25 protein-coding genes, 2 tRNA genes and 1 riboswitch are annotated in these 24,208 nt (G+C 70.6%); of the genes, 8 read left to right on the top strand and 19 right to left on the bottom strand.

Going from position 1 to position 24,208, the window contains the following annotated elements:
• Window positions 1–47: 47 nt before the first annotated feature.
• Entirely contained in the window at window positions 48–1,265 is a 1,218-nt protein-coding gene (gene serA / locus AB0L00_RS34655; RefSeq protein WP_364441450.1) for a phosphoglycerate dehydrogenase, read from the bottom strand.
• A 144-nt stretch (window positions 1,266–1,409) separates the two neighbouring features.
• A complete protein-coding gene (locus tag AB0L00_RS34660; RefSeq protein WP_364441451.1) occupies window positions 1,410–2,222 on the bottom strand; it encodes a helix-turn-helix domain-containing protein in 813 nt (270 codons plus the stop codon).
• A gap of 89 nt (window positions 2,223–2,311) precedes the next feature.
• Here AB0L00_RS34660 and AB0L00_RS34665 point away from each other — a divergent pair, with 89 nt between their 5' ends.
• Complete coding sequence (locus tag AB0L00_RS34665; protein ID WP_364441452.1) at window positions 2,312–2,893, top strand: TIGR03086 family metal-binding protein; 582 nt, start codon at window positions 2,312–2,314, stop codon at window positions 2,891–2,893.
• 123 nt (window positions 2,894–3,016) lie between these two features.
• A complete protein-coding gene (locus tag AB0L00_RS34670; RefSeq protein WP_364441453.1) occupies window positions 3,017–4,189 on the top strand; it encodes a cytochrome P450 in 1,173 nt (390 codons plus the stop codon).
• A 45-nt stretch (window positions 4,190–4,234) separates the two neighbouring features.
• Here AB0L00_RS34670 and AB0L00_RS34675 read toward each other — a convergent pair whose 3' ends face one another.
• Window positions 4,235–5,002, bottom strand: a complete 768-nt coding sequence (locus AB0L00_RS34675; RefSeq protein WP_364441454.1) for a DUF72 domain-containing protein — start codon at window positions 5,000–5,002, stop codon at window positions 4,235–4,237.
• A gap of 160 nt (window positions 5,003–5,162) precedes the next feature.
• On the opposite strand from AB0L00_RS34675, the gene AB0L00_RS34680 reads away from it, so the two are divergent.
• The gene (locus tag AB0L00_RS34680; RefSeq protein WP_364441455.1) at window positions 5,163–6,077 is read left to right on the top strand and encodes a hypothetical protein; all 915 of its coding nucleotides are present in this window, start codon (window positions 5,163–5,165) and stop codon (window positions 6,075–6,077) included.
• 28 nt (window positions 6,078–6,105) lie between these two features.
• Here AB0L00_RS34680 and AB0L00_RS34685 read toward each other — a convergent pair whose 3' ends face one another.
• Window positions 6,106–6,486, bottom strand: coding sequence for a hypothetical protein (locus tag AB0L00_RS34685; protein WP_364441457.1), 381 nt, complete (start codon window positions 6,484–6,486; stop codon window positions 6,106–6,108).
• 291 nt (window positions 6,487–6,777) lie between these two features.
• On the opposite strand from AB0L00_RS34685, the gene AB0L00_RS34690 reads away from it, so the two are divergent.
• Together AB0L00_RS34690 and AB0L00_RS34695 are read left to right on the top strand one after the other, a co-directional pair.
• Window positions 6,778–6,850 (top strand) — tRNA-Leu (locus AB0L00_RS34690).
• Between the two features lie 12 nt (window positions 6,851–6,862).
• Window positions 6,863–6,941, top strand: a tRNA-Met gene (locus tag AB0L00_RS34695).
• 58 nt (window positions 6,942–6,999) lie between these two features.
• Here AB0L00_RS34695 and AB0L00_RS34700 read toward each other — a convergent pair.
• Both AB0L00_RS34700 and AB0L00_RS34705 read right to left on the bottom strand, forming a co-directional pair.
• Complete coding sequence (locus AB0L00_RS34700) at window positions 7,000–8,895, bottom strand: bifunctional metallophosphatase/5'-nucleotidase (protein ID WP_364441458.1); 1,896 nt, start codon at window positions 8,893–8,895, stop codon at window positions 7,000–7,002.
• Between the two features lie 154 nt (window positions 8,896–9,049).
• A complete protein-coding gene (locus AB0L00_RS34705; RefSeq protein WP_364441460.1) occupies window positions 9,050–10,012 on the bottom strand; it encodes a helix-turn-helix domain-containing protein in 963 nt (320 codons plus the stop codon).
• A 109-nt stretch (window positions 10,013–10,121) separates the two neighbouring features.
• On the opposite strand from AB0L00_RS34705, the gene AB0L00_RS34710 reads away from it, so the two are divergent.
• Window positions 10,122–11,132 carry a saccharopine dehydrogenase NADP-binding domain-containing protein gene (locus tag AB0L00_RS34710; RefSeq protein WP_364441462.1) on the top strand — a complete coding sequence of 337 codons (1,011 nt, stop codon included), beginning with the start codon at window positions 10,122–10,124 and terminating at the stop codon, window positions 11,130–11,132.
• A gap of 156 nt (window positions 11,133–11,288) precedes the next feature.
• On the opposite strand, the gene AB0L00_RS34715 is transcribed toward AB0L00_RS34710, so the two are convergent.
• Window positions 11,289–11,513, bottom strand: a complete 225-nt coding sequence (locus AB0L00_RS34715) for a DUF2945 domain-containing protein (RefSeq protein ID WP_364392676.1) — start codon at window positions 11,511–11,513, stop codon at window positions 11,289–11,291.
• A 54-nt stretch (window positions 11,514–11,567) separates the two neighbouring features.
• Entirely contained in the window at window positions 11,568–12,464 is an 897-nt protein-coding gene (locus tag AB0L00_RS34720; RefSeq protein ID WP_364441463.1) for a LysR family transcriptional regulator, read from the bottom strand.
• Window positions 12,465–12,642: 178 nt separating this feature from the next.
• Between AB0L00_RS34720 and AB0L00_RS34725 the strand changes: the two genes are divergently transcribed.
• Window positions 12,643–13,386 (top strand): SDR family oxidoreductase, encoded by a 744-nt coding sequence (locus AB0L00_RS34725; RefSeq protein WP_364441464.1) that lies wholly within the window; start codon window positions 12,643–12,645, stop codon window positions 13,384–13,386.
• Between the two features lie 93 nt (window positions 13,387–13,479).
• Here AB0L00_RS34725 and AB0L00_RS34730 read toward each other — a convergent pair whose 3' ends face one another.
• Both AB0L00_RS34730 and AB0L00_RS34735 read right to left on the bottom strand, forming a co-directional pair.
• On the bottom strand, window positions 13,480–14,133 hold the full coding sequence (locus AB0L00_RS34730; protein WP_364441465.1) for a response regulator transcription factor: 654 nt from the start codon (window positions 14,131–14,133) through the stop codon (window positions 13,480–13,482).
• Window positions 14,130–15,122, bottom strand: coding sequence for a sensor histidine kinase (locus AB0L00_RS34735; RefSeq protein WP_364441466.1), 993 nt, complete (start codon window positions 15,120–15,122; stop codon window positions 14,130–14,132). Before AB0L00_RS34735 ends, AB0L00_RS34730 begins: the two co-directional genes overlap by 4 nt.
• A 290-nt stretch (window positions 15,123–15,412) precedes the next feature.
• Here AB0L00_RS34735 and AB0L00_RS34740 point away from each other — a divergent pair, with 290 nt between their 5' ends.
• A complete protein-coding gene (locus AB0L00_RS34740) occupies window positions 15,413–15,922 on the top strand; it encodes a hypothetical protein (protein ID WP_364441468.1) in 510 nt (169 codons plus the stop codon).
• Between the two features lie 33 nt (window positions 15,923–15,955).
• On the opposite strand, the gene AB0L00_RS34745 is transcribed toward AB0L00_RS34740, so the two are convergent.
• From AB0L00_RS34745 to AB0L00_RS34785, 9 genes are all read right to left on the bottom strand, one after another.
• Window positions 15,956–16,051, bottom strand: coding sequence for a DUF397 domain-containing protein (locus AB0L00_RS34745; RefSeq protein WP_364441469.1), 96 nt, complete (start codon window positions 16,049–16,051; stop codon window positions 15,956–15,958).
• Complete coding sequence (locus AB0L00_RS34750; RefSeq protein ID WP_364441470.1) at window positions 16,042–16,821, bottom strand: helix-turn-helix transcriptional regulator; 780 nt, start codon at window positions 16,819–16,821, stop codon at window positions 16,042–16,044. Before AB0L00_RS34750 ends, AB0L00_RS34745 begins: the two co-directional genes overlap by 10 nt.
• Before the next feature lie 151 nt (window positions 16,822–16,972).
• Window positions 16,973–17,602 carry a uridine kinase gene (locus AB0L00_RS34755; RefSeq protein ID WP_364441471.1) on the bottom strand — a complete coding sequence of 210 codons (630 nt, stop codon included), beginning with the start codon at window positions 17,600–17,602 and terminating at the stop codon, window positions 16,973–16,975.
• 34 nt (window positions 17,603–17,636) lie between these two features.
• Window positions 17,637–18,518 (bottom strand): SAM-dependent methyltransferase, encoded by an 882-nt coding sequence (locus tag AB0L00_RS34760; RefSeq protein WP_364441473.1) that lies wholly within the window; start codon window positions 18,516–18,518, stop codon window positions 17,637–17,639.
• 361 nt (window positions 18,519–18,879) lie between these two features.
• A complete protein-coding gene (locus AB0L00_RS34765) occupies window positions 18,880–19,605 on the bottom strand; it encodes an alpha/beta hydrolase (RefSeq protein WP_364441475.1) in 726 nt (241 codons plus the stop codon).
• Between the two features lie 107 nt (window positions 19,606–19,712).
• A complete protein-coding gene (locus AB0L00_RS34770) occupies window positions 19,713–20,348 on the bottom strand; it encodes a helix-turn-helix domain-containing protein (protein ID WP_364441476.1) in 636 nt (211 codons plus the stop codon).
• A 64-nt stretch (window positions 20,349–20,412) separates the two neighbouring features.
• Window positions 20,413–20,862, bottom strand: a complete 450-nt coding sequence (locus tag AB0L00_RS34775; protein WP_364441477.1) for a hypothetical protein — start codon at window positions 20,860–20,862, stop codon at window positions 20,413–20,415.
• A 98-nt stretch (window positions 20,863–20,960) separates the two neighbouring features.
• Entirely contained in the window at window positions 20,961–22,181 is a 1,221-nt protein-coding gene (locus AB0L00_RS34780; RefSeq protein WP_364441479.1) for a divalent metal cation transporter, read from the bottom strand.
• A 110-nt stretch (window positions 22,182–22,291) separates the two neighbouring features.
• On the bottom strand, window positions 22,292–23,659 hold the full coding sequence (locus AB0L00_RS34785) for a CBS domain-containing protein (protein ID WP_364441480.1): 1,368 nt from the start codon (window positions 23,657–23,659) through the stop codon (window positions 22,292–22,294).
• 319 nt (window positions 23,660–23,978) lie between these two features.
• A riboswitch (M-box (ykoK) riboswitch) is annotated at window positions 23,979–24,149 on the bottom strand.
• Window positions 24,150–24,208 lie beyond the last annotated feature (59 nt).

The raw sequence follows: 24,208 nt of genomic DNA on the forward strand, positions 1-24,208 counted from the left end.
CTCGTACGCCCGCCCGGTGGGGGAGCGTACGAGCGGCGGGCGGGTGGTCAGGACAGCAGGCGCAGCCGGACGGTGTTCGGCAGCGCGCGAAGCTGCTCCAGCACGTCGGTCGTGTACTGGGTGCCGATGTCGGTGATCACATAGCCGATCTCACCGCGCGTGCCGAGCAGTTGGCCCTCGATGTTCACGTCGTGGTCGGCGAGGATGCCGTTGATCGTGGCCAGCACGCCCGGGGTGTTGCGGTGCAGGTGCGTCAGGCGGTGGCCGGCGGCCGGGGCGGGCAGCGACACGGCCGGGACGTTCACGCTGAGCGCGGTGTTGCCCGTGGCCACGAAGTCCTGCAGCTTCCCGGCGACGAACTGGCCGATGTCCTGCTGCGCCTCTTCGGTCGAGCCGCCGATGTGCGGCGTGATGATGACGTTGGGCAGCCCCCGCAGCTCCGAGACGAACTCGTCGCCGCGGCCCTTGGGCTCCTGCGGGAAGACGTCGATCGCCGCGCCGGCCAGGTGGCCCGACTCGATGTGCTTACGGAGCGCGCCGTGGTCGACGACGAACCCGCGGGAGAGGTTCAGGAACAGGCTGCCGGGACGCATCCGGGCGAACTCCGCCTCACCGAACAGGCCGCTGTTGCCGGGCCGGCCGTCGACGTGCAGGGTCACGACGTCGGAGACGGCCAGCAGCTCCTCCATGCTCGCGCACCGGCGGGCGTTGCCCAGCGCGAGCTTGTCGGCCGTGTCGTAGAAGAACACGCTCATGCCCAGGCTCTCGGCCAGCACCGACAACTGGCTGCCGATGTTGCCGTAGCCGACGATGCCGAGCCGCCGGCCCCGGACCTCGTGGGCGCCCTCGGCCGACTTGTCCCAGACTCCGGCGTGCATCGAGGAGTTCTTCTCCATGAGCCGGCGGGTCAGCGCGATGAGCTCGGCGACCACCAGCTCGACGACGCTGCGCGTGTTGGAGAACGGCGCGTTGAACACCGCGACGCCGCGCTGCGCGGCGGCGGACAGGTCGATCTGGTTGGTCCCGATGCAGAACGCGCCGACCGCGAGCAGGTCCGTCGCGGCGGCGAGCACCGCGTCGGTGATCGTCGTCTTCGACCGGATGCCGAGAATGTGCACGCCCGCGACACGAGCGATCAGCTCGTCCTCGTCGAGGGCGCGATCCAGCAACTCGACGGCGTAGCCGTTCTTCTCGAGGGAGGCGACAGCGTCGGAGTGAATGCTCTCCAACAGCAGCGCGCGCAGGGGTTCAGTAGCGGAGCTCACCTGGGAACAGTCCTTCTGCCGGGCGTCGTCGTCCCTCAAATGCTACGTGAAACGGTTACAAGCCGGTCACGGCGTCCACAGGCTAAGACGATCATGCCTGCGTACGGCCGCCGGTCGGGCGGTTCGGCGGGGTGTGGCCGGGCGTCACCGCGCGTCCTGCCGCGCGTACCTCGCCGGAGGCATGCCGATCGTGGCGGAGAAGTCCCGGACGAAGTGCGCCTGGTCGGCGTAGCCCAGATCCGCGGCGAGGGCCGCCCAGTCGACGTCCGTGCCGCCGGCCGCCCGGTCCGCGGCGTCCTGCATCCGGCATCGGCGGATCACCCACTTGGGGCCCACCCCCACGTAGTCGGCGAACAGCCGCTGGAGGCGGCGCGTCCCGACCCCGACCGCGGCCGCCAGCCTGTCCACCCTGCTCAGCGCCGGGTCGGCGGCGATCCGGTCCACGATGGCGGACACCTCGAGGACCAGCGGGTCCGGTCCCCCCGGCGCGCCGGAACGAAGGAGGTCCTCCACCAGGAGGATCGCGTCCCCGGGGTCCGGCGTGGCGATGATCGCGTCGGCGACGGCGTGGGCCCGCCGGCCGAAGATCTCCTCGACCGGGACCCGCCGGTCGGTGATCGTGGACATCGGCGCGTCGAGGAAGGGCCGGAGGCCACCGGGCCGGAAGCGTAGGCCGATCACCCGGCCGCGACCTTCGATGGTCTCGGCGAAAACCCCGCGCACGACGCCGACCACCCGGGCCTGCCCGTCGCTGATGAAGGTCATGTGCACGGATGGATGGGTGAGGACCCGCTGCCGGTGGGATCCCCCTTCGCCGAGATCCCAGTGCAGGATCCAGTGATAGTCGGCAAGCCAGGCGAGATCCGCCGCCGGCGCCCGGTGGGCGACCTGGAAGCGCTCCTGCGCCGCCGCACGGTTCAGGATGGCCCGCAGGCTGTCGGGAGCGGCGTCGGCCATACGGCTCAGTGTCGCATTTCTTCAAGACCGGCGGCCCCGCCCGGCCTACGGTCTATAGCCCTGCCACCAGACGACTCACGGAGACATCAATGGAACTGCGTCCGCTCATGACGCGCGCCGCGGAAGTGCCGATCGCGGTCGTCCAGGGGATCGGCCCCGATCTGTTCAGCCTGCCGACCCCGTGCACCGAGTACGACGTCCGCGCCCTGCTGAACCATCTGATCTCCTGGACGGGGTCCCGCTTCGAGGCGGCCGCGCACAAGACGCCGCCCCCCGAGTCCCCGGCGGAGGACCACGACTTCACCGCCGAACCCGACTGGGCCGCCCGGTACGCCGTGAGCGTGCGGGCGGCCGCCGCGGCCTGGTCCGAGCCGGCCGCCTGGGAGGGCGAGACCGGGCTCTCCGTCTCGGGGGCGATGCCCGCTTCGGTGATCGGCGGGATGATGTTCGCGGAGCTCCTGCTGCACGCCTGGGACCTCGCCGCGGCGACCGGCCAGAAGGTCCCGGTCGACGACGAGCTGGCACGCGCGCTGTTCGGCCAGGCGTCCGCGATGGCCGAGATGGCCCGGCGGTACGGTGCGATCGGTCCGGAGGTGGCGGTGCCCGAGACGGCTCCGCTGCTCGACCGGGCGCTCGGCCTCGCCGGCCGCGATCCCGCGTGGACGTCTTGACCAGCGAGGGCGTCGGCCACAGCCGGCAAGACCGACTTCTCCCACTTCATACGCATTGACGAGTGATATGACGGGTGAAAGCGTGGAGGTTGACTGAACTCTCGGGGAGAGGACGTTCGCCTCATGGCCGACCTGCCGCGACTGCCGTTCGAGCGCACCGACGCGCTGGGGATCTCCACGACGTACGCCACGTTGCGCGCCGAGGAGCCGATCGCCCGGATCCGCACCCGGACCGGCGACGAGGCCTGGCTCGTCACCGGGTACGAACAGGCCAGAGCGATCTTCGCCGACGAGCGCTTCGGCCGTTCCCACCCCGACCCCGACAACGCCCCCCGGCTCTCCAACTCCGCCCTCACCGGCGGCCCGACGGGGGAGTTCGCCACCGAGAAGGACGTGCACGACCGCATGCGGCGGCTACTCGCGCCGGCGTTCTCCGCGCGCCGGATGCAGGCGCTGTCCGGGCACGTCCAGGAGCTGGTCGACGGCCTGCTCGACCGGATGGAGGAGCATGGCCCACCGGTCGACCTGCACGCGTCGCTGTCGGTGCCGCTGCCCATCCAGGTGATCTGCGAGCTCCTCGGCGTCCCCCTCGCCGACCGCGACCACTTCCGGGCGATCGCCGAGGAGATGACCGACCTCACCGACCTGGACCGGTCCGCCGCCGCCCGTACGGCCATGGAGGAGTACTCCCACGGGATCGTCATGGCCAAGCGGGACGACCCGGGGGAGGACGTCTACTCCGACCTGGCCCGGGCCGACCTGCCCGCCGACGAGATCGCGACCATGGCGGGCGGGCTGCTGTTCGCCGGACACGAGACGACGGTCAACCGCATCGACCACGGAGTCCTTCTCCTGCTGGCCGACCCCGCGCAGGCCGCGGCGCTGCGAGATGATCCGGCGCGGGTCTCCGCGACGGTCGAGGAGATCATGCGCGTCGCCGTGCCGAACGACCACGGCCTCGCCCGGTACGCCCGCGAGGACGTCGAGGTCGACGGCGTGCGGATCAAGGCGGGCGAGCTCTGCGTCATCATGACCGCGGCCGCCAACCGGGACGAGACCGTCTTCGCCGACGCCGAACGCTTCGACATCGGCCGCGACCCGCAGCCCCACCTCGGATTCGGGTACGCCATCCGGTACTGCCTGGGCGCGAACCTGGCCCGCGTCGAACTGCGGGCCGTCTTCGGCTCGCTGTTCCAGCGGTTCCCGGACCTGCGCCTGGCGGTGCCGCGCGACCGGCTGCCGTGGCGCACGGACCGCCTCACCGGAGGCGTGTCCGCGCTGCCCGTCACCTGGTGAGGCGCGCCGTCACCGCCGGGTGGGCGTGGCGGTGCTACGGGCTCGTCAGTGCGCGGCCAGCGCGGGCGTGCGGGTCACGCTGCGACCGGCCGCGCGGGCGAACTCGGCGAACCGCCCGGCGTCCCGTACGGCCGCGCCGCCGGGATCGTTGTTGAAGTAGACGTACACGTCCTGTCCGTCGTCCCAGGTCTCGGCGAGCCGCCGCGCCCAGGAGCGCAGCGCCTGGTCGCCGTACTCCGGCCAGGGCGTCGCCGCACCCTCGTGGAACCGCAGGTAGCCCCAGTCGGCGGTCCGCCACAGCGGGGTCAGCGGCCGGCCGAGCCGGTCGGCCCAGCACAGCGCGGCCCCGTGCCGGATCAGCAGTTCACGGACCTCGTCGGTCCACCAGGACGGGTGCCGGGGCTCGACCGCGACCCGAACGCCCGCCGGGAAACGGCGCAGGGTCCGTGTCAGCCGTTCGACGTCGACCTGGAGGGTGGGCGGCAACTGGACGAGGACCGGGCCGAGCTTGTCGCCCAGGCCGCCCGCGGCGTTCATCAGCCGGTCCACCGGTTCTTCCGGGTCCTTGAGGCGCTTGATGTGAGTGAGGTAGCGGCTGGCCTTGACCGCCATCACGAACCCCGGCGGCGTCCGCTCCCGCCACCCGGCGAAGACCTCACGGCTGGGCAGCCGGTAGAAGGCGTTGTTGTTCTCGACCGTGTCGAAGCACTCGGTGTACCGCTCCAGCCAGAGGCGCTGCGGCATCCCGGTCGGATAGAGGACGTCGCGCCAGTGCTTGTACTGCCACCCGGACGTACCGATCAACAGCGGCATCCCGGCCTCCCCCACACCCGCACGCCGCCCTGCACCCTTCCAGCCGGATCGTTCGGCATGTCGCGGGTTGTACCCCCCTCCCACCCCCCAAACGGGACAGGCCGTGTCGCTGCCGGGACGATAAAAATAATGGGTAATTAGCCGTAGATGACCGCTATATGTGCTGGTCAAGCGTCAAAATCTCGTACGCATCCAGTCGATCGTCGATAATGTCTCCCGCATGCCGACCACAGAACATGAAGCAGTGGCGCTCTTGTTTCGCGACCGCCCGCAACTGGCGGCGGATCTGCTCGGTGACGTGCTGAATTTTCCCGTTCCTGAATTCAAAGATGTTCAGGCTGAATCGGGCGATTTGACCGAGGTCGTGCCCAGCGAGCTTCGGGCGGACGTCGTCGTAGTGCTGCGGACCGATCGACCGGTCCTCGGGGTGGTGGTCGAGGTTCAGCGCGGCCGCGATCCGCGCAAGCGGTGGAGTTGGCCGCTGTATGTGACCAGCCTGCGGGCGCGCATGGAGTGCCCGACGGTGTTGCTCGTGATCTGCGTGGATGCCGCAGTCGCGTCGTGGTGCGCGAAGTCGATCCCCATCGGCCATCCGGGCTGGGCCCTGAGGCCGTTGGTGCTGGGGCCGGATTCGATCCCCGCGGTAACGGATGCCGACGAAGCCGATAACCTGCCCGAATTGGCCGTATTGTCGGCAGTGGTGCACGGTTCAAAAAGGTTCGATGTCCTCGATGCCCTTTACAAGGGTGTCCTGCGCGACGTCGACGGCGAACGCTCCCGGTTGTACGCTGACGTCGTACTCGCGGCGCTACAGACCGAGCATGCACGCAGTTACCTGGAGGCCCTGTTGATCGCTGAAAAGTACGAGTACCAGAGCAGCTTCGCCAAGAAATACTTCGCCGAGGGCGAGGCCCGTGGCGAGATCAAGGCGCTTTTTGCTGTCCTGGACGTACGAGGGATCACTCTCACCGACGAGCAGCGTCTTCGGATCGAGGAGTGCACCGACCTCGCGCAGTTGCAGGAGTGGGTCCGGCTGGCCGCTGTGGCCGGTTCGGCCGACAAGCTCTTCGACTGATCCGTCGGCGAAGCCGCGCCTGGAGGGCTCATCCGATGAGCAGGGCTCTGGTGCCGCATGCGGGGTGGTGCCACGGCTCGACGCGGTAGCCGGTGTCGCGGAGGCGGGCGGTGATGCGGTCCGGGGCGTCGGGGCCCGGCGGGATCTCGACGTGGGCGGTGGCGGCCGGGGTGTGGCGCCGGCGGATCGTGACTCCGTCGTACAGATAGAGCCCCCACGCCGACCATGGGACGTCGGGGGTGGGATCCTCGTGCTGCATCCAGGCCATCCAGGTGTCGCCGTGGACGTACCAGCAGTGGATCGCCCCTTTGCGCCAGGCGCCCTTGTGGCGGATCCAGACCCAGGCGTCGCGGGCCTCGATCCGGTGGGAGCCGGACGGGTAGTGGTCGAGTGGCCGGGCGTCATGCATGAGACCATCTTCGAACTGGTGTTCGAAAGATCGCAAGTCGACGCAGGTCAAGCCTGCTTCAGGTTTCTCGTACGCCCTCCGGGGCGGGCGTGCGGCCGCGCGGTCGCTCCAGGCGGCGAGCGGAATGCTCGGTGGAGGCGGGCGGGGAAGCGCTCATATCGCTTCGAACCACCCCCTGGCGGTTCGCTTCACCGAGGATCGTGAACACGCGGTGCCGTCGGAACCCGCCCGAAAATGCGTTGCCGCAACAGCCGGACTTCTTCACACTAAAGGCGACGGAAAGATTTCCGCGCCGCTCTGGCCCAACGGCAGAGGCGTCCGGTTCAGGACCGGAAGGTTCAGGGTTCGAATCCCTGGAGCGGCACGTCACGCACGGAGCGCAGTAGGGGAGTTCGGTCGTCCCCGCCGGTCTCATAAGCCGGAGGTCGTGGGTTCGAATCCCACCTGCGCGACCATTTCAATGGCGGGATGACGCGGCCACGGCCGCGTCATCCCGCCATTCACATATTCGCCTCAGCAGGGGATGTGGAATGAGCCGTAGGTGAGGTTGTTGCCGGTGCGCGGTTCGTCGGACGGGGCCGGGACCTCGACGGCGCGCGGGGCGAAGGCCGCGTTCTTGGCCGTGACCCGCTCGAGCGGGGCCGGGGTGAGCACCTTCTGGGCGCGGACGTACTTCACGAAGTTCTCGAAGTCCCGGGGGTGCCGGACCGGCCGGTCGAATGTCGCGAGCGCGGGATACCCGTCGCCCTGGACGAAGGTGTAGGCCATCGTCGCGAGCCGGTACTTCCGCGTGACGTCGAGGGGCTTCCCGTCGATGAGCACGTCGGCCGGGTCGACCCGGTCGCCGACGGGCCCGCTCGCGTCGTAGGAGTACCGGACGTTGCGGGAGACCGCGAACGGCGCGAACACGACCTTGCCGTCGGTGCCCGTGGTCCACTGCTGTTCCAGGGCGTCGTGGATCTGCTGCCCCGTCACGGTCGCGGTGACGACCGGGTCGCCGTACCCGACGGCCTTGAACGCCTGGGCCAGCGTGACGGCGCCGTCGGACGCGGTCGAGACCAGGTCGCCGCCGACGACGCCCTGGCCGACGCGCGGCGCGATGGCGATGAGGGCCAGGTCGGCGGGCACGTTCGGGTACGCGTTGCCGTTGTTGGTCGGGTCGATCGGCTGCCGCCCCGACCAGTACGCCCAGTCGGCGGCCAGGTCGCCCATCGTGCTCTCGCCGGCGGTGTTCCGGGTCCGCGTGAACGGCGCGGTCACCCGGCCGATCGCGGTCTGGCCCCGCTTGGTGGCGAAGTCGAGCCAGTAGTCCGCGACCTCCTGCAGCTCCGGGTCCGGCGTGACGTCCTGGGTGTTCGCGTGGTTCGTGGACACGGTCAGCTCGCGGACGACCTTGCCCGTACGGGGGTCGAGCCGCACGTTGATCTCGTTGATGAGCTGGCCGTTGTAGCCGGCCTCGACGAACGGGCGCGGCACGCCGTTCGGGTCGGGGACCATCATGTTGAACCGGCAGTGCCAGTGGCCGGTGACGATCGCGTCGACGTCCGGGGAGACCTGGCGGGCCAGGTCGTACGCCGGGCCGGAGGGGTCGCTGCCGCTGTTGAAGTCGCTGCCCGCGACCGCCCCGTCGTGCATGCTGAGGATGATCGCGTTGACACCCCGCCTCTTCAGCAGGGCGGCGTACCGGTTGACCGTCTCGACCTCGTCGAGGGTCCGCAGCGCCGGCTGGAACGAGGCCGGCATCGTCTCGGTCCCGAACGCCGTCAGGTGGATGAACCCGATCGGCAGGCGGCGCCCGCCGCCGGCGTCGACCCACTCGATGTTGTACGGCGGGACGACCGTCCGGCCGGTCGCGGACCACACGACGTTGGCGCTGTAGTAGCGGAACCTCGCGCCCCGGAACCGGCGGCCGGTCGAGTCGACGAACTCGTCGTCCCACCCGACCTCGGGGAAGGGGATGCCGCGCTCCATGTGGGCGGTGAGGAACGCCGGTGACTTGTCGAACTCGTGGTTGCCCGCCGAGCTGAACCGGAAGTTCATGCGGTTGAGCGCCTCGACCGTGGACTCGTCGGCGACGCTCTCGGCGTCGAACTCCCAGCCGGAGAACATGTCGCCGGGGCCGAAGAAGATCGAGTTCTGGTGGCCGTCGCGGAGCCGGTTCAGGTGGGCGGCGAGGTACCCGACGCCGCCCACGGTGTAGCGGGCGCCGGCCGCGCCGGTGATGACGCTGCTGCCGTGCAGGTAACCGTGCAGGTCGGTGATGTTGAGCAGTTGCACGTCCACGTACTCGTCGGCGGTGGCCGCGTCGCGGGCGTCCTCCGTCGCGTACGCGGGGGTGCCGATCGCGGCCACCGTCGCCATCGCGCCGGTCGCCGTCAGGAAGGTCCGCCGTCCCAGGTCCTGCGTCATCGCCCATCTCCCGATCGTGAGGAAGCGCAGGCGAGTAAAACGGTCCAAGATCAAGTCCGTGTCACGTACGGTCGGCCGCGGCGTGAACGTCAGATGATCGCGCAGGCCCGGCCGTCGCACCGTGGCCGCACCCGGACGTCGCCGGGAGCGCCCGTCACGGGCCCGGGTCGGGGGCCGACGTCCGCGAGCGGAACGTACGGCGGTAGGTGTCCGGAGGCACGCCGACCGTGCGGTTGAAGTGCCGGCGCAGGGTCGTGGCGGTGCCCATGCCGATCGCCGCCGCGATGCCGTCGATGCCGTCGTCGGTGGTCTCCAACAGCTCCTGGGCGTGGCGGATCCGCTGAGTCAGCAGCCACTGCAGCGGGGTCGTACCGGTCACCGCCCTGAAGTGGCGGCCCAGGTTGCGCGAGCTCATCCGCGCCTGGCGGGCCAGGTCCTCCACGGTCAGCGGCTGGTCCAGCCGTTCGATCACCCAGGGGAACAGTTCGGCGAGCGGGTGGTTGTCCGGGGCGGGCACCGGGGCGGTGACGAACTGCGCCTGACCCCCGTCCCGGTGCGGCGGCACGACCAGTCGGCGGGCGACCACGTTGGCGATCGAGGAGCCGTGGTCGATGCGGACGAGGTGCAGGCACAGGTCCATGGCCGCCGCCTTGCCGGCGGAGGTGAGCACGCGGCCGTTGTCCACGTACAGGACGTCCGGGTCCACCTCCACCCGGGGATGGCGGGCGGCCAGGATTTCGGTGTGCGCCCAGTGCGTGGTCGCGCGCCTGCCGTCCAGCAGGCCGGCGGCGGCCAGCACGAACGCACCCGTGCAGAGGGAGGCCACGCGTGCGCCGGCCTCGTGGGCCGCGCGCACCGCGTCGACCAGGTCGGCGGACGGGTCCACGTCCACGTCGGCCCAGCCCGGGACGATCACGGTGTCGGCATGCGGGAGCCGGTCGAGACCGTGATCGGGCTCCAGCCGGAACCGGCCGACCTCAATGGCGCCCGACCCGCAGACCTCGACGTCGTACCAGGGGACCGCCACGCCGTCCGGGGCGGCGCCGAAGACCTCGTACGCCAGGGACAGCTCGAACTGCAGCATCCCGTCGGTGACGGCGATCGCGACGGTGTTCATGTCCGGAATTGTACGGGTAATGGCGTTCCGGACGCTCGCGGCTGGATGCCCGCTCTCGCCAAGCTCTCCGTGACGGTTCGCACTAGGTCGTTCGAGTGGGAGGAGACCCATGGGATCGGGGCAGATGGTGGCGGTGTTCGGCGCGTACGGGCACACCGGGCGCTTCGTGGTGGCGCAGTTGCGGGAGCGCGGGTTCGTCCCGATCCTCTCCGGCCGCGACCCCGGCAAGCTGCAGGCGCTGGCGTCGGAATCCGGGCTGGAGGCCCGCCCGGCGTCGCTCGACCGTGCCCTGGCCGGTACGGCGGCCGTGATCAACTGCGCCGGGCCCTTCGCCACGACGGCCGCTCCCGTGATCGAGGCGGCGCTGCGCGCCGGAATCCCGTACGTGGACGTGGCGGCCGAGATCGAGGCCAACGCCGACACGTTCGCCCACTTCACGGACCGCGCCCGCGCCGCGGGAGCGGTGATCGTCCCCGCGATGGCCTTCTACGGCGGCCTGGGCGACCTGCTGGCCACGGCGGCGATGGGCCACTGGACGACGGCCGACGAGGCGCACGTCGCGTACGGGCTGAGCAGTTGGCACCCCACCGCCGGGACGCGTGCCGCGGGCGCGGTCTCCGGGCAGCGGCGGGGCGGCCGACGCGTCCGTTACGCGAACGGCCGGCTGGAGTACCACCAGGACGACCTGCCGACCCTGGAGTGGCCCTTCCCCGAACCGATGGGGCCGCGGGCCGTCATCGGGGAGTTCACGATGGCCGACGTCGTCACCATCCCCAGCCACCTGCCCATCCCCGAAGTGCGCACCTACATGGCGATCGAGGCGGCCCGGGACCTCTCGTCCCCCGACACCCCGCCGCCGGCCCCGGCCGACGAGCAGGGCCGGTCCGCGCAGACCTTCCTCGTCGACGTCGTCGTACGCTCCGGCGGCCGGGAACGGCGCGCCGTGGCGAGCGGCCAGGACATCTACGCCGTCACCGCGCCGCTCGCGGTCGAAGCGGTCGACCGCATACTCACGGGACGGACCAGGACGGTCGGCGTCGCCTCCGCCGGCGAGATCTTCGACGCGCCCGACTTCCTCCGCGCGCTGTCCCCGCGCATCTCCGTGGAGATGCGTTCCTAGCGGGGCAGGGTTCGCGCAGACTGCGGGACGCGACTCGCGAACATCTCCTGAGGTCTTGAGCGGGTTGTGGCCCCAGTTCATCAGTCGCGCGGCGTGGAGACCCTGGCCTTCAGGCCCAGGCTCCGGATCTCCTCGTCGTCCTCGCCCGCCACGGTTTCAGTCCTCTTTCTTCTTCAGCGCCTCGGGCTTGTGCACGGCCCGGCCGCCGGACTTGTCGCTGCGGACTTCGTACTGCGGCTCGTCCGGCGACGCGGCGACCGTCCGGCCGGCCGCCTCGGTCCGTTCGGTGATCTCGCGCTCGACCTCGCCGTGGGCCTCGCCGCCGTGGCTGCGCCAGGAGACCTGGTCGCCCTTGTGCAGCTTCTTCTTCTCTTTCGCCATGGTGCCCTCTTCCTTCGCCCGCCCGCCTTCCCATACCCGCAGGTCAAGGCGTATTCATCGGGCGCCTCGGAGGTGGGCCTCGGCGATCTTCCGGAACGCCGCCACCAGGCGGTTGCGGTCGCCGGCGCGGGTGGCCAGCACGACCTGGCTGGGCTCGACGCCCTCCAGGGGGATCGTGGTCAGGTCGGGGCGCAGACGGCCGACGTGCTCTCCGTCCGGGATGATCGCGACGGCCTGTCCGGCGGCGACCAGTTCGGCCTTGTCCTCGACGTCGTCGATGAGGGGGCCGCCGGGCGCCGGGCCGCCGCCCGGTCGGGGATCGATGCGCCAGAAGGCGTTCCAGTCCGGGTCGGACACCCGGGGCAGGGGCTCGTCGGCGATGTCGTCGAGGGTGACGGACTCCTTGCCGGCCAGGCGGTGGTCGAGGGGCACGACGAGGACTCGGGGCTCGTCGTAGAGGACCGTGACCCGCAGCCCGTCCGTCCGGAACGGCAGCCGTGTCACGACCGCGTCCGCGCGGTGGTCGAGCAGCGCGTCACGCGGTTCGTTCCAGCCCAGATGCACGGTCCGGACCTCGGCGTCCGGGTGCCGGTGGCGCAGCTCGCGCACGGCGGACGTGACGATGAGGTTCGTGGTGTAGCCGATGATGATCCGGGTCGGCCGGGCGGCGGCCCGGGTGCGCGCCATCGCCTGGGTGGCGGAGCGCAGCAGCGTCCTCGCGAGCGGGAGGAAGATCTCCCCGGCCTCGGTGAGTTCGGTGCCGCGCGGGGTGCGATCGAGCAGCCGGACGCCGAGTTGCTGTTCGAGGCGGTGGATCTGCCGGCTCAGGGACGGCTGGGTGGTGTGAAGGGCCGCGGCGGCGCGACCGAAGTGCCGGTGCTCGGCCAGGACGGTGAAGCACTGCACCAGCCGCAGATCGAGGTTGACCGGAGGCGGTGGCGAGTCGGGCATACCGGGATCGTAGCCCTCGTATGTCGTGACGTGGGGTGATACGCAAGTCGTATTGCCGGATGCGGAACATTCATTGGACCCGGCGCGCTCCGCGGCCCGAAGGTGGAACCCGCGGCCGGACACCGGCACGGTGCCGTCTCGGGCCGCTCCCTGACCGTTGTCCCGAATGGAGTGCACCATGCCCGCGCCCACAGCCCTGATCACCGGCGGAACCAGCGGAATCGGCAAGGCCACCGCCGAACTGCTGCATCGACGCGGGTATCAGGTGATGGTCACCGGGCAGAACCCCGACACCCTCGCCGCCGCCGAGAAGTCACTGCCCGAACAGGTCGTCGTGCTGCGGGCCGACGCCCGGTCGCTGACCGACAGCGACCGGGTCGTCGACGAGGTCCGGGAGCGCTTCGGCAGCCTCGACGTGCTGTTCCTCAACGCCGGGATCGTCCGGGGCGGGCCGGTCGAGGCCTTCGACGAGGCGACGTACGACGACCTGTTCGACGTCAACGTCAAGGGCCAGTTCTTCACCCTGCAGAAGGCCCTTCCCCTGCTCAACGACGGGGGATCCATCATCTTCACCATCGGGATCGGGGCCACGAGAGGCATCGTCGGCGGCTCCGTCTCCGCCGCCTCGAAGGGAGCCCTCCTGTCCCTCGTGCCGTCCCTCGCCCTTGAGCTGGCGCCCCGGCGGATCCGGGTCAACGCCGTCAGCCCCGGCCCGATCGAGACGCCGATCTGGGCCAAGGGCGGGCTCCCGCCCGAGGCGCTGGAAGAGGTCGCCAAGGCCATGACCGCCCAGATCCCCCTCGGCAGGTTCGGGACCGGCGAGGAGGTCGCCGAAGTCGTGGCCTTCCTCGCCTCCGACGCGGCCGGCTTCGTGACCGGCGAGAACATCGTCGTCGGCGGCGGTTCCGGAATCAGGGCATAGACCCGGCCGCGACCGGCTCCAGCGCCGGTGTCCACTGACGACACCGGCCGGTGATGGGGCGGCGCGTCGGACGGGGCCTGCGACCAGGCGGGATCAGCGGATCAGGCCGTGCCGGGCGGCGTAGTCGGCGACCTGGCTCCGGTTCGTGATCGCCGCCTTGGCGAAGGCCCGGTTGATGTGCGACTTCACCGTCACCATCTCGATGTGCAGCCGCGCGGCGATCTCCCCGTTCGAAAGTCCCGCGCCGACCAGCGTGAGCACCTCCGCCTCCCGGACGGTGAGGCCATCCGGGAGGCGCGTGCGGTCGGGCACCCGGCCGAGTCGCGCTGCGGCCACCAGCCGTGCCTGTACGGCCGGATCCACCGAGGCCAGGCCCGCGGCGGCGGCGGCGACGGCCTGCCGGATCTCCTGGCGTCCCGCGTTCTTCGTCAGGAACCCGCGGGCCCCGGCGGCGAGCGCGGCGAGAACCGACTCGTCGTCGGCGTACGAGGTGAGGATGACGACGGCGACCTGCGGATGGTCCGCGACGATCCGCTCGGTGGCGCCTTCGCCGCCGAGGCCGGGCATCCGCAGATCCATGAGTACGACGTCGGGCCGGTGCGCGGCGACCGCCGCGATCGCCGCGTGGCCGTCCTCGGCCTCGGCGACCACCTCGATGTCCGGCAGCAGGTCGAGCAGGGCGACCAGCCCCTCCCGGACGGCGGTCTGGTCGTCGGCGACGACGACGCGGATGACGGACTCGTTCACAGGCCGATCCGGGCGCGTACCCGCCATCCCGCTTCGGTCGACCCGCTGGTCACCGTGCCGCCCGCCAGCCGGACCCGCTCGCGCATCGCGGTGAGGCCGTAGCCGCCGCCCGGCGCGGTGGCGGCCGGAACCCGCCCCGGACCGTTGGTCACCTCGACGGCCAGTTCGTCGCTCGTGTAGTCGACGCGGACCTCGACGTCGGCCCCGGGGGCGTGCTTGCCGGCATTGGTGAGGGCCTCCTGCACGGCGCGGTAGACGGCGAGGGCGGACTCCGCCGGAAGCGGGCGCGCGGTCCCCGTCACGTCGCACCGCACCGACGCGCCCGTGTCCTGACGGAACGCCGCGACGAGACCGTTGATCATCTCCTGGAGCTCGACCTCGCCCTCCCGCAGCGTACGGACGGCGGCGATCGCCTCCTCCTGCCCGGACCGGGCCAGCGCCCGGGCGCGACCGACGTGCCGCCGGGCCTCCTCACGGTCGCCGGTGAGTTCCAGAACCGCGTCGGCGGCCTCCAGCCGGAGCGCCAGGGCGCTGAGCGAGTGGCCGAGGACGTCGTGCAGCTCCCGCGCGATGCGGCCGCGTTCGGCGAGGACGGCGGCCCGTGCCCGTTCTTCTCCGGCCTGCCGGGTCTGCTCGGCCAGGAGCCGCGCCTGCTCGGCCCGGTCGACGTGGAGCCGGCGGTTGCGGCCCACGAGGTAGGCGACGAAGGTGACGGCGGCGAACGTCGCCAGCGCGTCGCCGCGCCCCAGGGCGTACCCGGTCACGAGCACGCCGCAGCAACCGCCGGCCAGCGCGACGCCCTCGCGCCGGGGGAACACGGTGGCGGCATCCATGCAGGCCCAGAACGTGAACCAGTACACCGCGGGCTGCGGGTGCAGGACGAGCAGCACGCTCCCGGCCAGCCCCGTGGCGGCGATCGTCGCGCGCAGCGCGGGCGAGTGCCCGCGCGGCCCGAGCACCGCCCAGCCGAGCCAGGCGGCGGACGACACGGCCAGGGCGATGGAGATCCGCAGATTGGCTCCGTGCAGCCCGGCGGCCCCTTTTGCGCGGTCTCGCCCCAGATGACGAACGCGAGCCCGGCCAGCATCGCGGCACGCGCGGGCCACTGCCCGCCCCACCGGATCGACATCCGGCCACCCCCTTTTCAGCAGCGGCGGAGCGAATTATCGCGCCAGGACCATCCGCTCCTACAACCGGATCTCCACCCGCGAGATGGACGACCTCCACCTGGGCCTCTTCCTACGGTGGGCCTCCACGACCGGCAGAGTGGGAGTGTTCGTTGTCCGCCATCACGATCGTCAACCTAGTGATCTTCGCCGCAGTCCTGATCAAGGATTGGGGCCACAACAGGGTCACGATGTTCGCCGTCCTGCGGCCGCTGCTGTTCACCGCGGTGATCGTGCCGTTCTTCCTGCCGAAGTTCGACACCGGCGGTGACGGCTTGGCACTGGAGGCCGCCTCCATCGGGGGCGGGATCGTGCTGGGAGCGCTGGCGTGCGCGATGCTGCGGGTGAGCGTGGACGAGTCAGGTCAGGGCTGGTACGACGCCGGCTGGGCGTACGTGGCCTTCTGGACCGCGATCACGGTGCTGCGTCAGCTCTTCATCTACGGATGCCAGCACTGGTTCGCCCGCGACCTGGGGAAATCCCTCATCGACAACCACATCAGCGTAGCGGCCTTCGCGGACTCGATCCTGTTCTTCACGCTGGCCCTGGTGGTCACCACCCGAGCGGGCATCCTGCTCCGCAGCCGCATGCCCTCGGCCCGCCCGGTCCCGTCCGCCGCCTGACACCAGGCGACGGACGGCTCCACCGTCCCGGGACTACTTCGCCTGCTCCACAGCACAGACCTCGACGCAGTTCCCGCCGTTGGTACCGCTGCGCTGAGATTTGCGCCATTCAGCGTGGTTCAGGTCCATCGTTCCTCCGCCGTTCTCTTGATGAGTTCGATCGATTCGCGCTGTGACAGGGTGCACGTCCGGATCGATTCCCAGACGTCGATGATGCTCGCGATATCTTCCTGGTTGCTCGTGACCAGACCGCGAACGGCGGTTTCGATGTAGGCCACGTCGCTGCCGTCGACGGTAGCGATGGTGAATGATCCTTGCAGGCCCTCATGGCGGACGCCGGACGGGACGATCTGGACTGCGAGTCGAGGCGAGTCGCAATTCACCAGGTGCTCTAGTTGATCGCGCATCACCGCCGCATCGCCGAAGCCGCGAGTAAGGACCGTTTCGTCGAGTACACACCTGAGTGTAGGTGGATTTTCGCTTTTGAGAATGGCCTGGCGTTCGAGGCGTGCGGTGATGGCGGCCTCGTCGCCGTCGAGGACCGAACGGGCGTAGTCGGGCGTCTGTAGTAGGCCGGGGACGAGGGCCAACTCGAATGCCCGGAGCGCCGATGAGCGGCGTTCCTCGGCGAGCCAGTCGCGCATCCAGACCGGCAGGCTCTCTCCTTCCAGGAGGTCGTAGACCTCCATCAGGACGCCGGGCGGGAGGCTGAGAGCCTGCTCGATCGCGGTGATGTGTTCGCGGCGAGGACGGAGCTGGCCGGTCTCGACGTTGCTCAGCCATCCATCCGAATAACCGAGCCTTTTGGCGAGGTCGGCCTGGAGAATGCTCGCCGCGTCGCGGTAACGCCGAACGAGACGTCCGAGGGTGATGAGCGTAGGACTCGGAGGGATTCGCATGTTCTGCCTTCCTGACGTTTTCGCTGGTCATTGCAGGCAGGTTAGGCAGAACGAAGTGGGTTTACGGCGAGGTCGTCAATTGACCGCCGAGCGCCGCGAAGAATTCTTCCCCGAGGTGTTCGGTATCTTCCCCGAGAGCCGGGCCTCGGTGTTAAGGGTGTTCTACGAGGGCCGGGTGTCGGGGGTCGTCGACGCGGACGACGACGTCTGCGGTCAGGGTCGGCTGGGCCTCGTCCTCGTATCGCGCGTAGGCGGGCAGGGTCCACTCCTCGTCCGGGTCGGTCCGGCGGGTCAGTGCCGCACGGGACATCGACAGGTGCACGGTGTGGTCGAAGGAGAGTCCCCGGCCGAGGAGGAGCGCGCCGTCGAGTACGAGCACGCCGCCCGGCGCCAGGGTCACGTACGAGGCGCGGGTGGCGCGGTCGATCGTGCTGTCCCAGAGCGCGGGCAGGACCCGGCCGGAGCCGCCCGGCTCCAGTGGCCCGAGCACCTCGCGGACCAGGCCGCCCCTGTCGAGCCAGTCCGTGTAGAACGCGTCCGGGTCCTCCCGGCCGTACTCGAAACGGAGCGACGCCGGCCGGAGGAAGTCCCCGGCGGACACCCGGAGGACGTCGCGGCCGCGCAGCCGGAGGGGATCGACGAGCGCGTCCGCGAGGTCTGCCGTCCGGGTGGGTGGCGCTCCGTCGATCGCGATCCGCGTCCAGGACGATCCGGAGCGGGCGGCGATCCGGTCGGCGAGCTCTTCCACCAGGAGGGACGGTGAGATGGGCTGTGCGCGCACCTCACCATCCTCGCAGCCGGGTGATCAACCGGGCTCAGCGCGCCGGTTGCGGGCTCCGTACCAGCACGGTCGCGTGGGCCAGGCCGGACAGGTTCGACGGCAGCAGCGGGTCGGCCCGCTCCCACAGGGCGGCGTCGACGGCCTCGCGGTGCAGGGAGCGCTCGATCAGGCCGAACCCGCGCTTTTCGAGCAGCGCGGACATCTCCTCGGGGCGGAAGGCGCTGAGCCAGGGCTCGCCCTGCTGGGCGGACATCGACGACACGGCGTCGGCGTACATCTGGGCCGCGGCGTCGCGCAGCTCGGGGACGAGGGTGTAGTCGAGGACGATCTCGCTGCCCGGGGCGAGCCGGCCGACCGCGGTGAGGGTGTCCCCGATGGCCTCGGGGGTGAGGTACATGGTCACGCCGAGCCAGCTCACGAACGCCGGCCGGGAGGCGTCGAAGCCCTCCCGGAGCAGGACCTCGGACAGCGACTCGGTCTCGAAGTCGATCGGCGCGTACGTCACCGTGTCCGGGATCGCGACGCCCGCCTCCGCCAGGAGGTGGCGCTTCCACCGCTGGGTGGCGGGGTGGTCGACCTCGAACACCCGGACCCCGTCCGCCGGGTCGGCGCGGTAGGCGTAGGAGTCGAGGCCCGCGCCGAGGATGACGTACTGGGTGACGCCCCGTCGTACGGCCTCGGCGAGACGCTCCTCCGTGTAGCGGCTCCGCACGGTGGCCGTCGCCCGTACGGCGGCCAGGATGGGGTGCTCGCCCTGCGTGCGGTGGTAGCCGACGAGTTCCTCGGCCTGGTCGCCCAGGAGCGAGTACGCGACGGTGTCAGCGAAGATCACGGGAGGGGAGTCGACGATGAGGTGGGCCGCGCGCGCCGCCGCGGCCATGAGCGCTGTGCGGCTGGGTCGTCCGTTGTCAATCACGACGCCGAACTTACAATGCCATTCTCCAATCATAGCACAAAGACAAATCATATAGAAGATCTCCAAGATAACGATACAGTGGCATTTTTGATGGCTTTTAGCCTATTCTTCCTCAGAGTGACACGCCATCGCCTTCGGCTCTACCCCCAAGGTCGCCCGATGCGCCCAGGCCATCGGCGGCCGGTCGAGTGAGCGCCGCCGTCCGCCAGGATGCCGTTGCTTTTTCTGCGCCGTCTACTGAGAGGAGACAAATTCTCCTCTCAGTAGACGGCGCAGAAAAAGCCGCTCCGCTGCCGAGTCCCGATTTTGCCATTCGCCCGTTTTTGGCGGAATGTCGTAGGCCCTCACCAATGCAGCATGTTCACGGACTCGGCGAGGTGGTCCTCGGGGCACCGGCTTCGTGCCGGTTGTGGCGCGCGTAGGCGACCAGGCGGTCGGCCAGTTCGGCGGGGCGGCTGAGCATGACCATGTGGCCGCCGTCGATCTCGTCGGGAACGATGCCGAGGCGCTCCCGTACGACCCGGCGCATGAATTCGGCCGGAAACAGGCGGTCGCCGCGGCACAGCAGGAATTTCGTCGGTACCCGCGGCCACGCGGGCAGCGGCCAGGGCTCTTTCATCGGGGTGCCCGACTGGCCGCGGGGGTGCTGCTCCACCTCGGCGACCAATTCCGCGGGGACGTCGTGGTAGAAGACCGGGTCGAAGCCGTGGTCCTCCTCCGGGGGCCCATGGTGTCCGGCCGCCTCGCGCATCGCCTGGTCGTGCCCGGTGGCGGTCCACCATTCGCCGGGAGTCTCGCCGGGGGAGGGGGTCATCGCCGTGAGCATCACGAGGAGATCGACCGGCACGCGTTCGCAGACGAGCGGGCCGGTGAAGCCGCCGAGGGAGTGCGCCACCACGATCAGGCCGGTGCGGTCGCCGATCTGCTCGACCGCGGCGTCGGCGTACTCGGCGAGCCCCGCCGCGTCGTCCTCGCAGGGCAGGTCCACGCGCACGGCCTCGTGGCCGCGCTCGCGCAACTCGGCCACGAGCGGCCGCCAGTACGACGAGTCGCACCCGCCGCCGGGAATCAGAACGAAGGTCGCCATGCCGATGGTCCTCTCGATGAGGTGGAGGGAACGACCTGTGCCGACCGCCCGGCCGCGCGAAACTCATCGGAACATCGCGGCGGGCGGGCTGAAGCGACCGTGAGGGTTCAGTGCGCGCGGAGGCGGCCGACCGGTTCGGCCGGCGGGTCGCCGGCCGGCAGGCCGTACATCGTGAACAGCCGGTGGCGGACCGCGGCGAACGGGTACGTCCGCGGGTAGACCGCCATCTTGAAGATCACGCCTTCCAGGACGCTGCGGAACATGACCTCTTCGAGGGCCGGGTCCTCGGCCCCGCGGTCGGCGAAGATCTGCCGGAGGCGGTCTTCGAACCGCTCGATGACGTCGGCCTTCGTCGACTCCACCTTGATGAAGATCTCGCGGGTCGCGGGCTGGAGCATCAGGCAGAGCACGAGTCCCTGGATCCCGAGCGTGTCCCGCGCCATCGTCAGGGTGCGGTCGATCACGCCGGCGAGCCGCTGGTCCGCGGTGACCTCCCCGTCGACCGGGTCGGTTCCCGCGAGGAGCCCGTCGAGGGCCTGGCCCAGCAGTTCGTGGAGCAGCTCGTCCTTGGCCGGGAAGTAGTACGACACGAGTCCCCGGGCGACCCCCGCGCGCTCGGCGATCTGGGAGATCGTGGCGCCTTCGTACCCGTGTTCGGCGAACAACGTCAGGGCCGCCTCCAGGATCCGGCGGCGGGACTGCTCGCGCAGCTCCTGGTTGGCGTGGGCCGAACGTGGCGACAAGCGGACCCCCGGACATCGATGACGGACACACCATTGTCCCGCCCGTCGCCGCACGGTGCGCCGGTCAGTGCCGTACCCGTCCGTTGATCGCGCCGACCAGGTTGGTGACGCCGCCCTTGTCCGCCGACTCGAGTGCGAGATCCGTGCCGTCGGCGAAGGTGATCACGAAGTTGTGGACCTTGACCGTCACCTGGGCCCGGCCGGACTCGGTGACCCGGGCGCCGGCGAGCTGCGCGATGGGGATCTCGGCGACCAGGTCCTTCGCCCGGCCGAGCATCGACTGCTCGAACAGCAGGAGCCTCCGGTCGGTCACCGCGACGTTCATCTTCGGGGGCAGCCCGCCGTCGGCGGCGACATCGACGAAACGGATGCCGACGACGTTCTGCAGGGCGGCGTAGTACCCCTCGCGCTTCAGGGTGCCCGGCAGGTTCGCCATGCAGCTGGCGACGAGCCTCTCGTCGGGACCAAGGATCTTCGACGCGGCCTTCTTGACGGCCCAGTCACGCGCGGCCATGCGCGGCTCCTCTCCTAGCCAGAGTGTTGACTGTACAGCCAACCAGTCATAACCATCGATCGAGTGGGTCCTGTGTGTCCTACGTCACGCGCCCGGGATCATCCGATGCCGAACCAGCCGAGCACGGTGATGACCAGCGCTGCCGCCGCCATGAGCGCCACAACGGCGACGCAGACGGTGGCGACGAGGCGGTAGACGGGTCCGTTGGCGGCGGCTCCGAGCAGCCGCTTGCGGCCGGCGAGGATCAGGACGTAGGTGAGCAGGATCGGGGTGATGATGCCGTTCAGGAGTTGGGCGTTGATGAGCAGGTGGATGAGGTTTCCGGGGATGAGGGCGATGGCGGCGCCGATGAATATCTGCGCGGTGAACAGGCCGAGGAACAGGGGGGCCTCGCGGAAGCGGCGGCCGACGCTGCGTTCGACCCCGGCGGCCTCGCTGATGGCGTAGGCGGTGGACAGCGGGACGACGGCGGCGGCCAGTGCGGAGGCGCCGAGCAGGCCGAGGGCGAAGAGCTGTTCGGCGAAGCGGCCGGCGACCGGCGTCAGTGCGTGTGCGGCCTGGGCGGCGGTGTCCAGCGGGGCGCGGGTGTGGACGGCGGCGGCGGTCGCGATGATGATGAACATGCTGATCAGGTCGGCGAAGATCGCGCCACCGACGGTGTCGATGCGTTCGGCCCGGTAGTCGGCGGGGCCGATGCCTTTGTCGGCGACGGCTCCGGCGACGTAGAACTGCATGTACGGGGTGATGGTGGTGCCGATCAGGGCGACCGTCAGCAGCAGGAAGGCCTTGGTACCGAGCAGGTGCGGCCAGATCGTCTGGCTCGCGGCCTTCCCGATCTCGGGATGGGCCAGGGCGGCGGCGATCGGGTAGGACAGGAACGCCAGCGACAGGATCAGGAACAACCGTTCGGCGTAGCGGTAGGAGCCGAAGACCACCAGGGCCCAGATCACGACGGCGGCGATCGGGACCGAGACGTACCGGCTGACCCCGACCAGGTCCAGGGCGGCGGCGATGCCGGCGAACTCGGAGACGACCAGGCCCAGGTTGGCGGCCAGGAACGCCAGGAGCGCGAACGCGGTGACCCGGATGGAGAACTGCTCGCGGATCAGTGAGCCCAGTCCTTCGCCGGTGTGGGCGCCGAGCCGGGCGCACATCTCCTGCACGACCACGAGGCCGACCGTGACGAGCACCATGACGAACAAAGTGCGGTAGCCGAACTGGGCGCCGGCCGAGGCGTAGGTGGCGATTCCGCCGGCGTCGTTGCCGGCGTTGGCGGCGATCAGTCCGGGCCCGGCGAATGCCAGCGCCGTGATCAGCATCCGCCGCGGGCTCCTGCGGCGCGGGTCCCCCCGCGCCGGGATGGCCCGGCCGGTACCGGAAGGCGGCTGAAGGCCGGGGCCGGCCGCGGGGGGTGAGGTGTGCCGGGCGGTCATGACAGCACTCGCGGGAAGTGGAACCGGCTCCGGTCGGGGAGCAGCATGTCGACCACGTCATCGGCCAGAATCCGCCCGAGGGGGCGTTCCTCGTCATCGACGACCAGCACCGACAGGCGGCGCGATTCGGCAAGCCGGGTCGCGACCTCGGCCGGGCTCGCCTCGGGCCGGACGGTGATCGGCCAGGGCGGGCCGACCAGCTCGCCCAGCGTGCGGCCCGGCTCGGCGAGCAGCAGCTCGCCGAGCGTGACATCGTCCAGCAGGCGCCCGTTCTCGTCGACCACCGCGACGGCGTCGATGTCGGCGATGTGCACGCCTTCGGCCGCCAGCATGTCCCGGACCTGTGCGACGGTCCGCTCGGGCCGCACCCGGATCATGGTGGTGGTCATCAACCCGCCCGCGCAGTCCTCCTGCCGGGCGAGCAACGCGCGCACCGTCGACCTGGTCTGCTCAGGGAGCCGGTCGAGCAGGTGCGAGCGCCGCTCGGCGTCCAGGTCGCGGAGGGCTTCGGCGGCCTCGTCGGGTTCCATCCGCGCCACCAGCCCGGCGGCCTGGCCGGGGTCGGCCTCGGTCAGCAGTTCTTCGAGCTGGTCGGGGCGCATCTCCTCCAGGGCGTCGGCGGCGTTGTCCGGGCCGACCAGATCGAGCAGTTCGCGGCGCTCGGTGCGGCCCAGGTCCTCCAGGAGGTCGGCCAGTTCGGCGGGGTGCAGGCGGCGCAGTTCCGCGCGGGGGGCGGCCAGCCGGGCTCCGCCCCGGCCCGCCGCGCTGCCGAACGCCTGCACGTCCGACCAGTCGATCACCTGCTCGGGGACGGCGCGGCTGAGCCAGCGGGCGCGGCCGCGCCAGCGGGCGGGGCCCAGGCGGCGTGCCAGGGCGCCGAGCCCGGTGTCCATGCCCACCAGCCGCAAGCGGCCCTCGACCGGTGTCAGGTACAGGTCGGACGGGCGCACCACCCGTACGCCCTCGATATCGACGAGCTGGTGGTCCAGTACGTGGGTCGCCAGGGCGACCTCGCCGGGACGTTCCTCGAACTCCCGCAGGTCGAGACGTGCGCTGCGCAACGTGACGGCCTGCGGCTTCACCCGGTCCACGGCCTCGTACGGCACCCAGGACCGGCGTCGGCCGACCTGGACGACCAGGCCGGTCACCGCCGGATACGTCTCACGGCCGTTCCAGCGGGCGACCAGATCGACCAGCCGGCCGATCTGCTGGCCGGCCTGGTTGACCACCGGCCGGCCCACCAGCCCGGCCAGCGAGATCAGCGCCTGGCGCACCGAACACGTCCGGGTCAGGCGGCCGTTGCGCTGCCCGTAGCGCTGCCGTACCGCCCGCGGCACCGCGGCGAGAAGGCCCTGGCGCCCCATCACCGGCCCCCGAACCCGGCGAGCCGGCGACCGGCGACGGCCGATTCCTGCTTGATCATGACGGACGACCCCCCCTCCATGGCCCCGTCGCGGGGCCATCAAGGGCGCGCGGCAACCACTCTTCTCACCCAGCGGCGATGACCGGTCGGCTGGAAGTGCTACCGCGCACCGGAACGAATGCGGGACACGCCACGATGGGGCTGATTTCGCCCCGGACTACTGCCGGACATGTCCTCACCTCCGCCCGGTCCAGGCCGCGCCCATCCACGCGCCGCCGCATCCATGACGGGGTGCCGCCCGTAAGGCCGCCTTGCGCACCCCTTCGCGTCTCGTAAGAGCTTTGGCACTGCCCGGCGTATCCCCACATCGAGGGAAGCCACTTGGCCTGTCCCCTTAAGCCGGGGAGAGGTGTCCTGACCCTGGGCGTCTCTCGACGTCGTGGGGTCAGCGGCCTGTATCCGGACAGACGCCTCACCTAACGAGGTGCCTGCTTGAACACCCCAAAGCGTAAGTCGCCGCCTGCAAGCGCGACAACCTGTCCCATACATC

Source organism: Actinoallomurus sp. NPDC052308 (genome assembly GCF_040679195.1).
In the GTDB taxonomy this organism is placed as follows: domain Bacteria; phylum Actinomycetota; class Actinomycetes; order Streptosporangiales; family Streptosporangiaceae; genus Actinoallomurus; species Actinoallomurus liliacearum.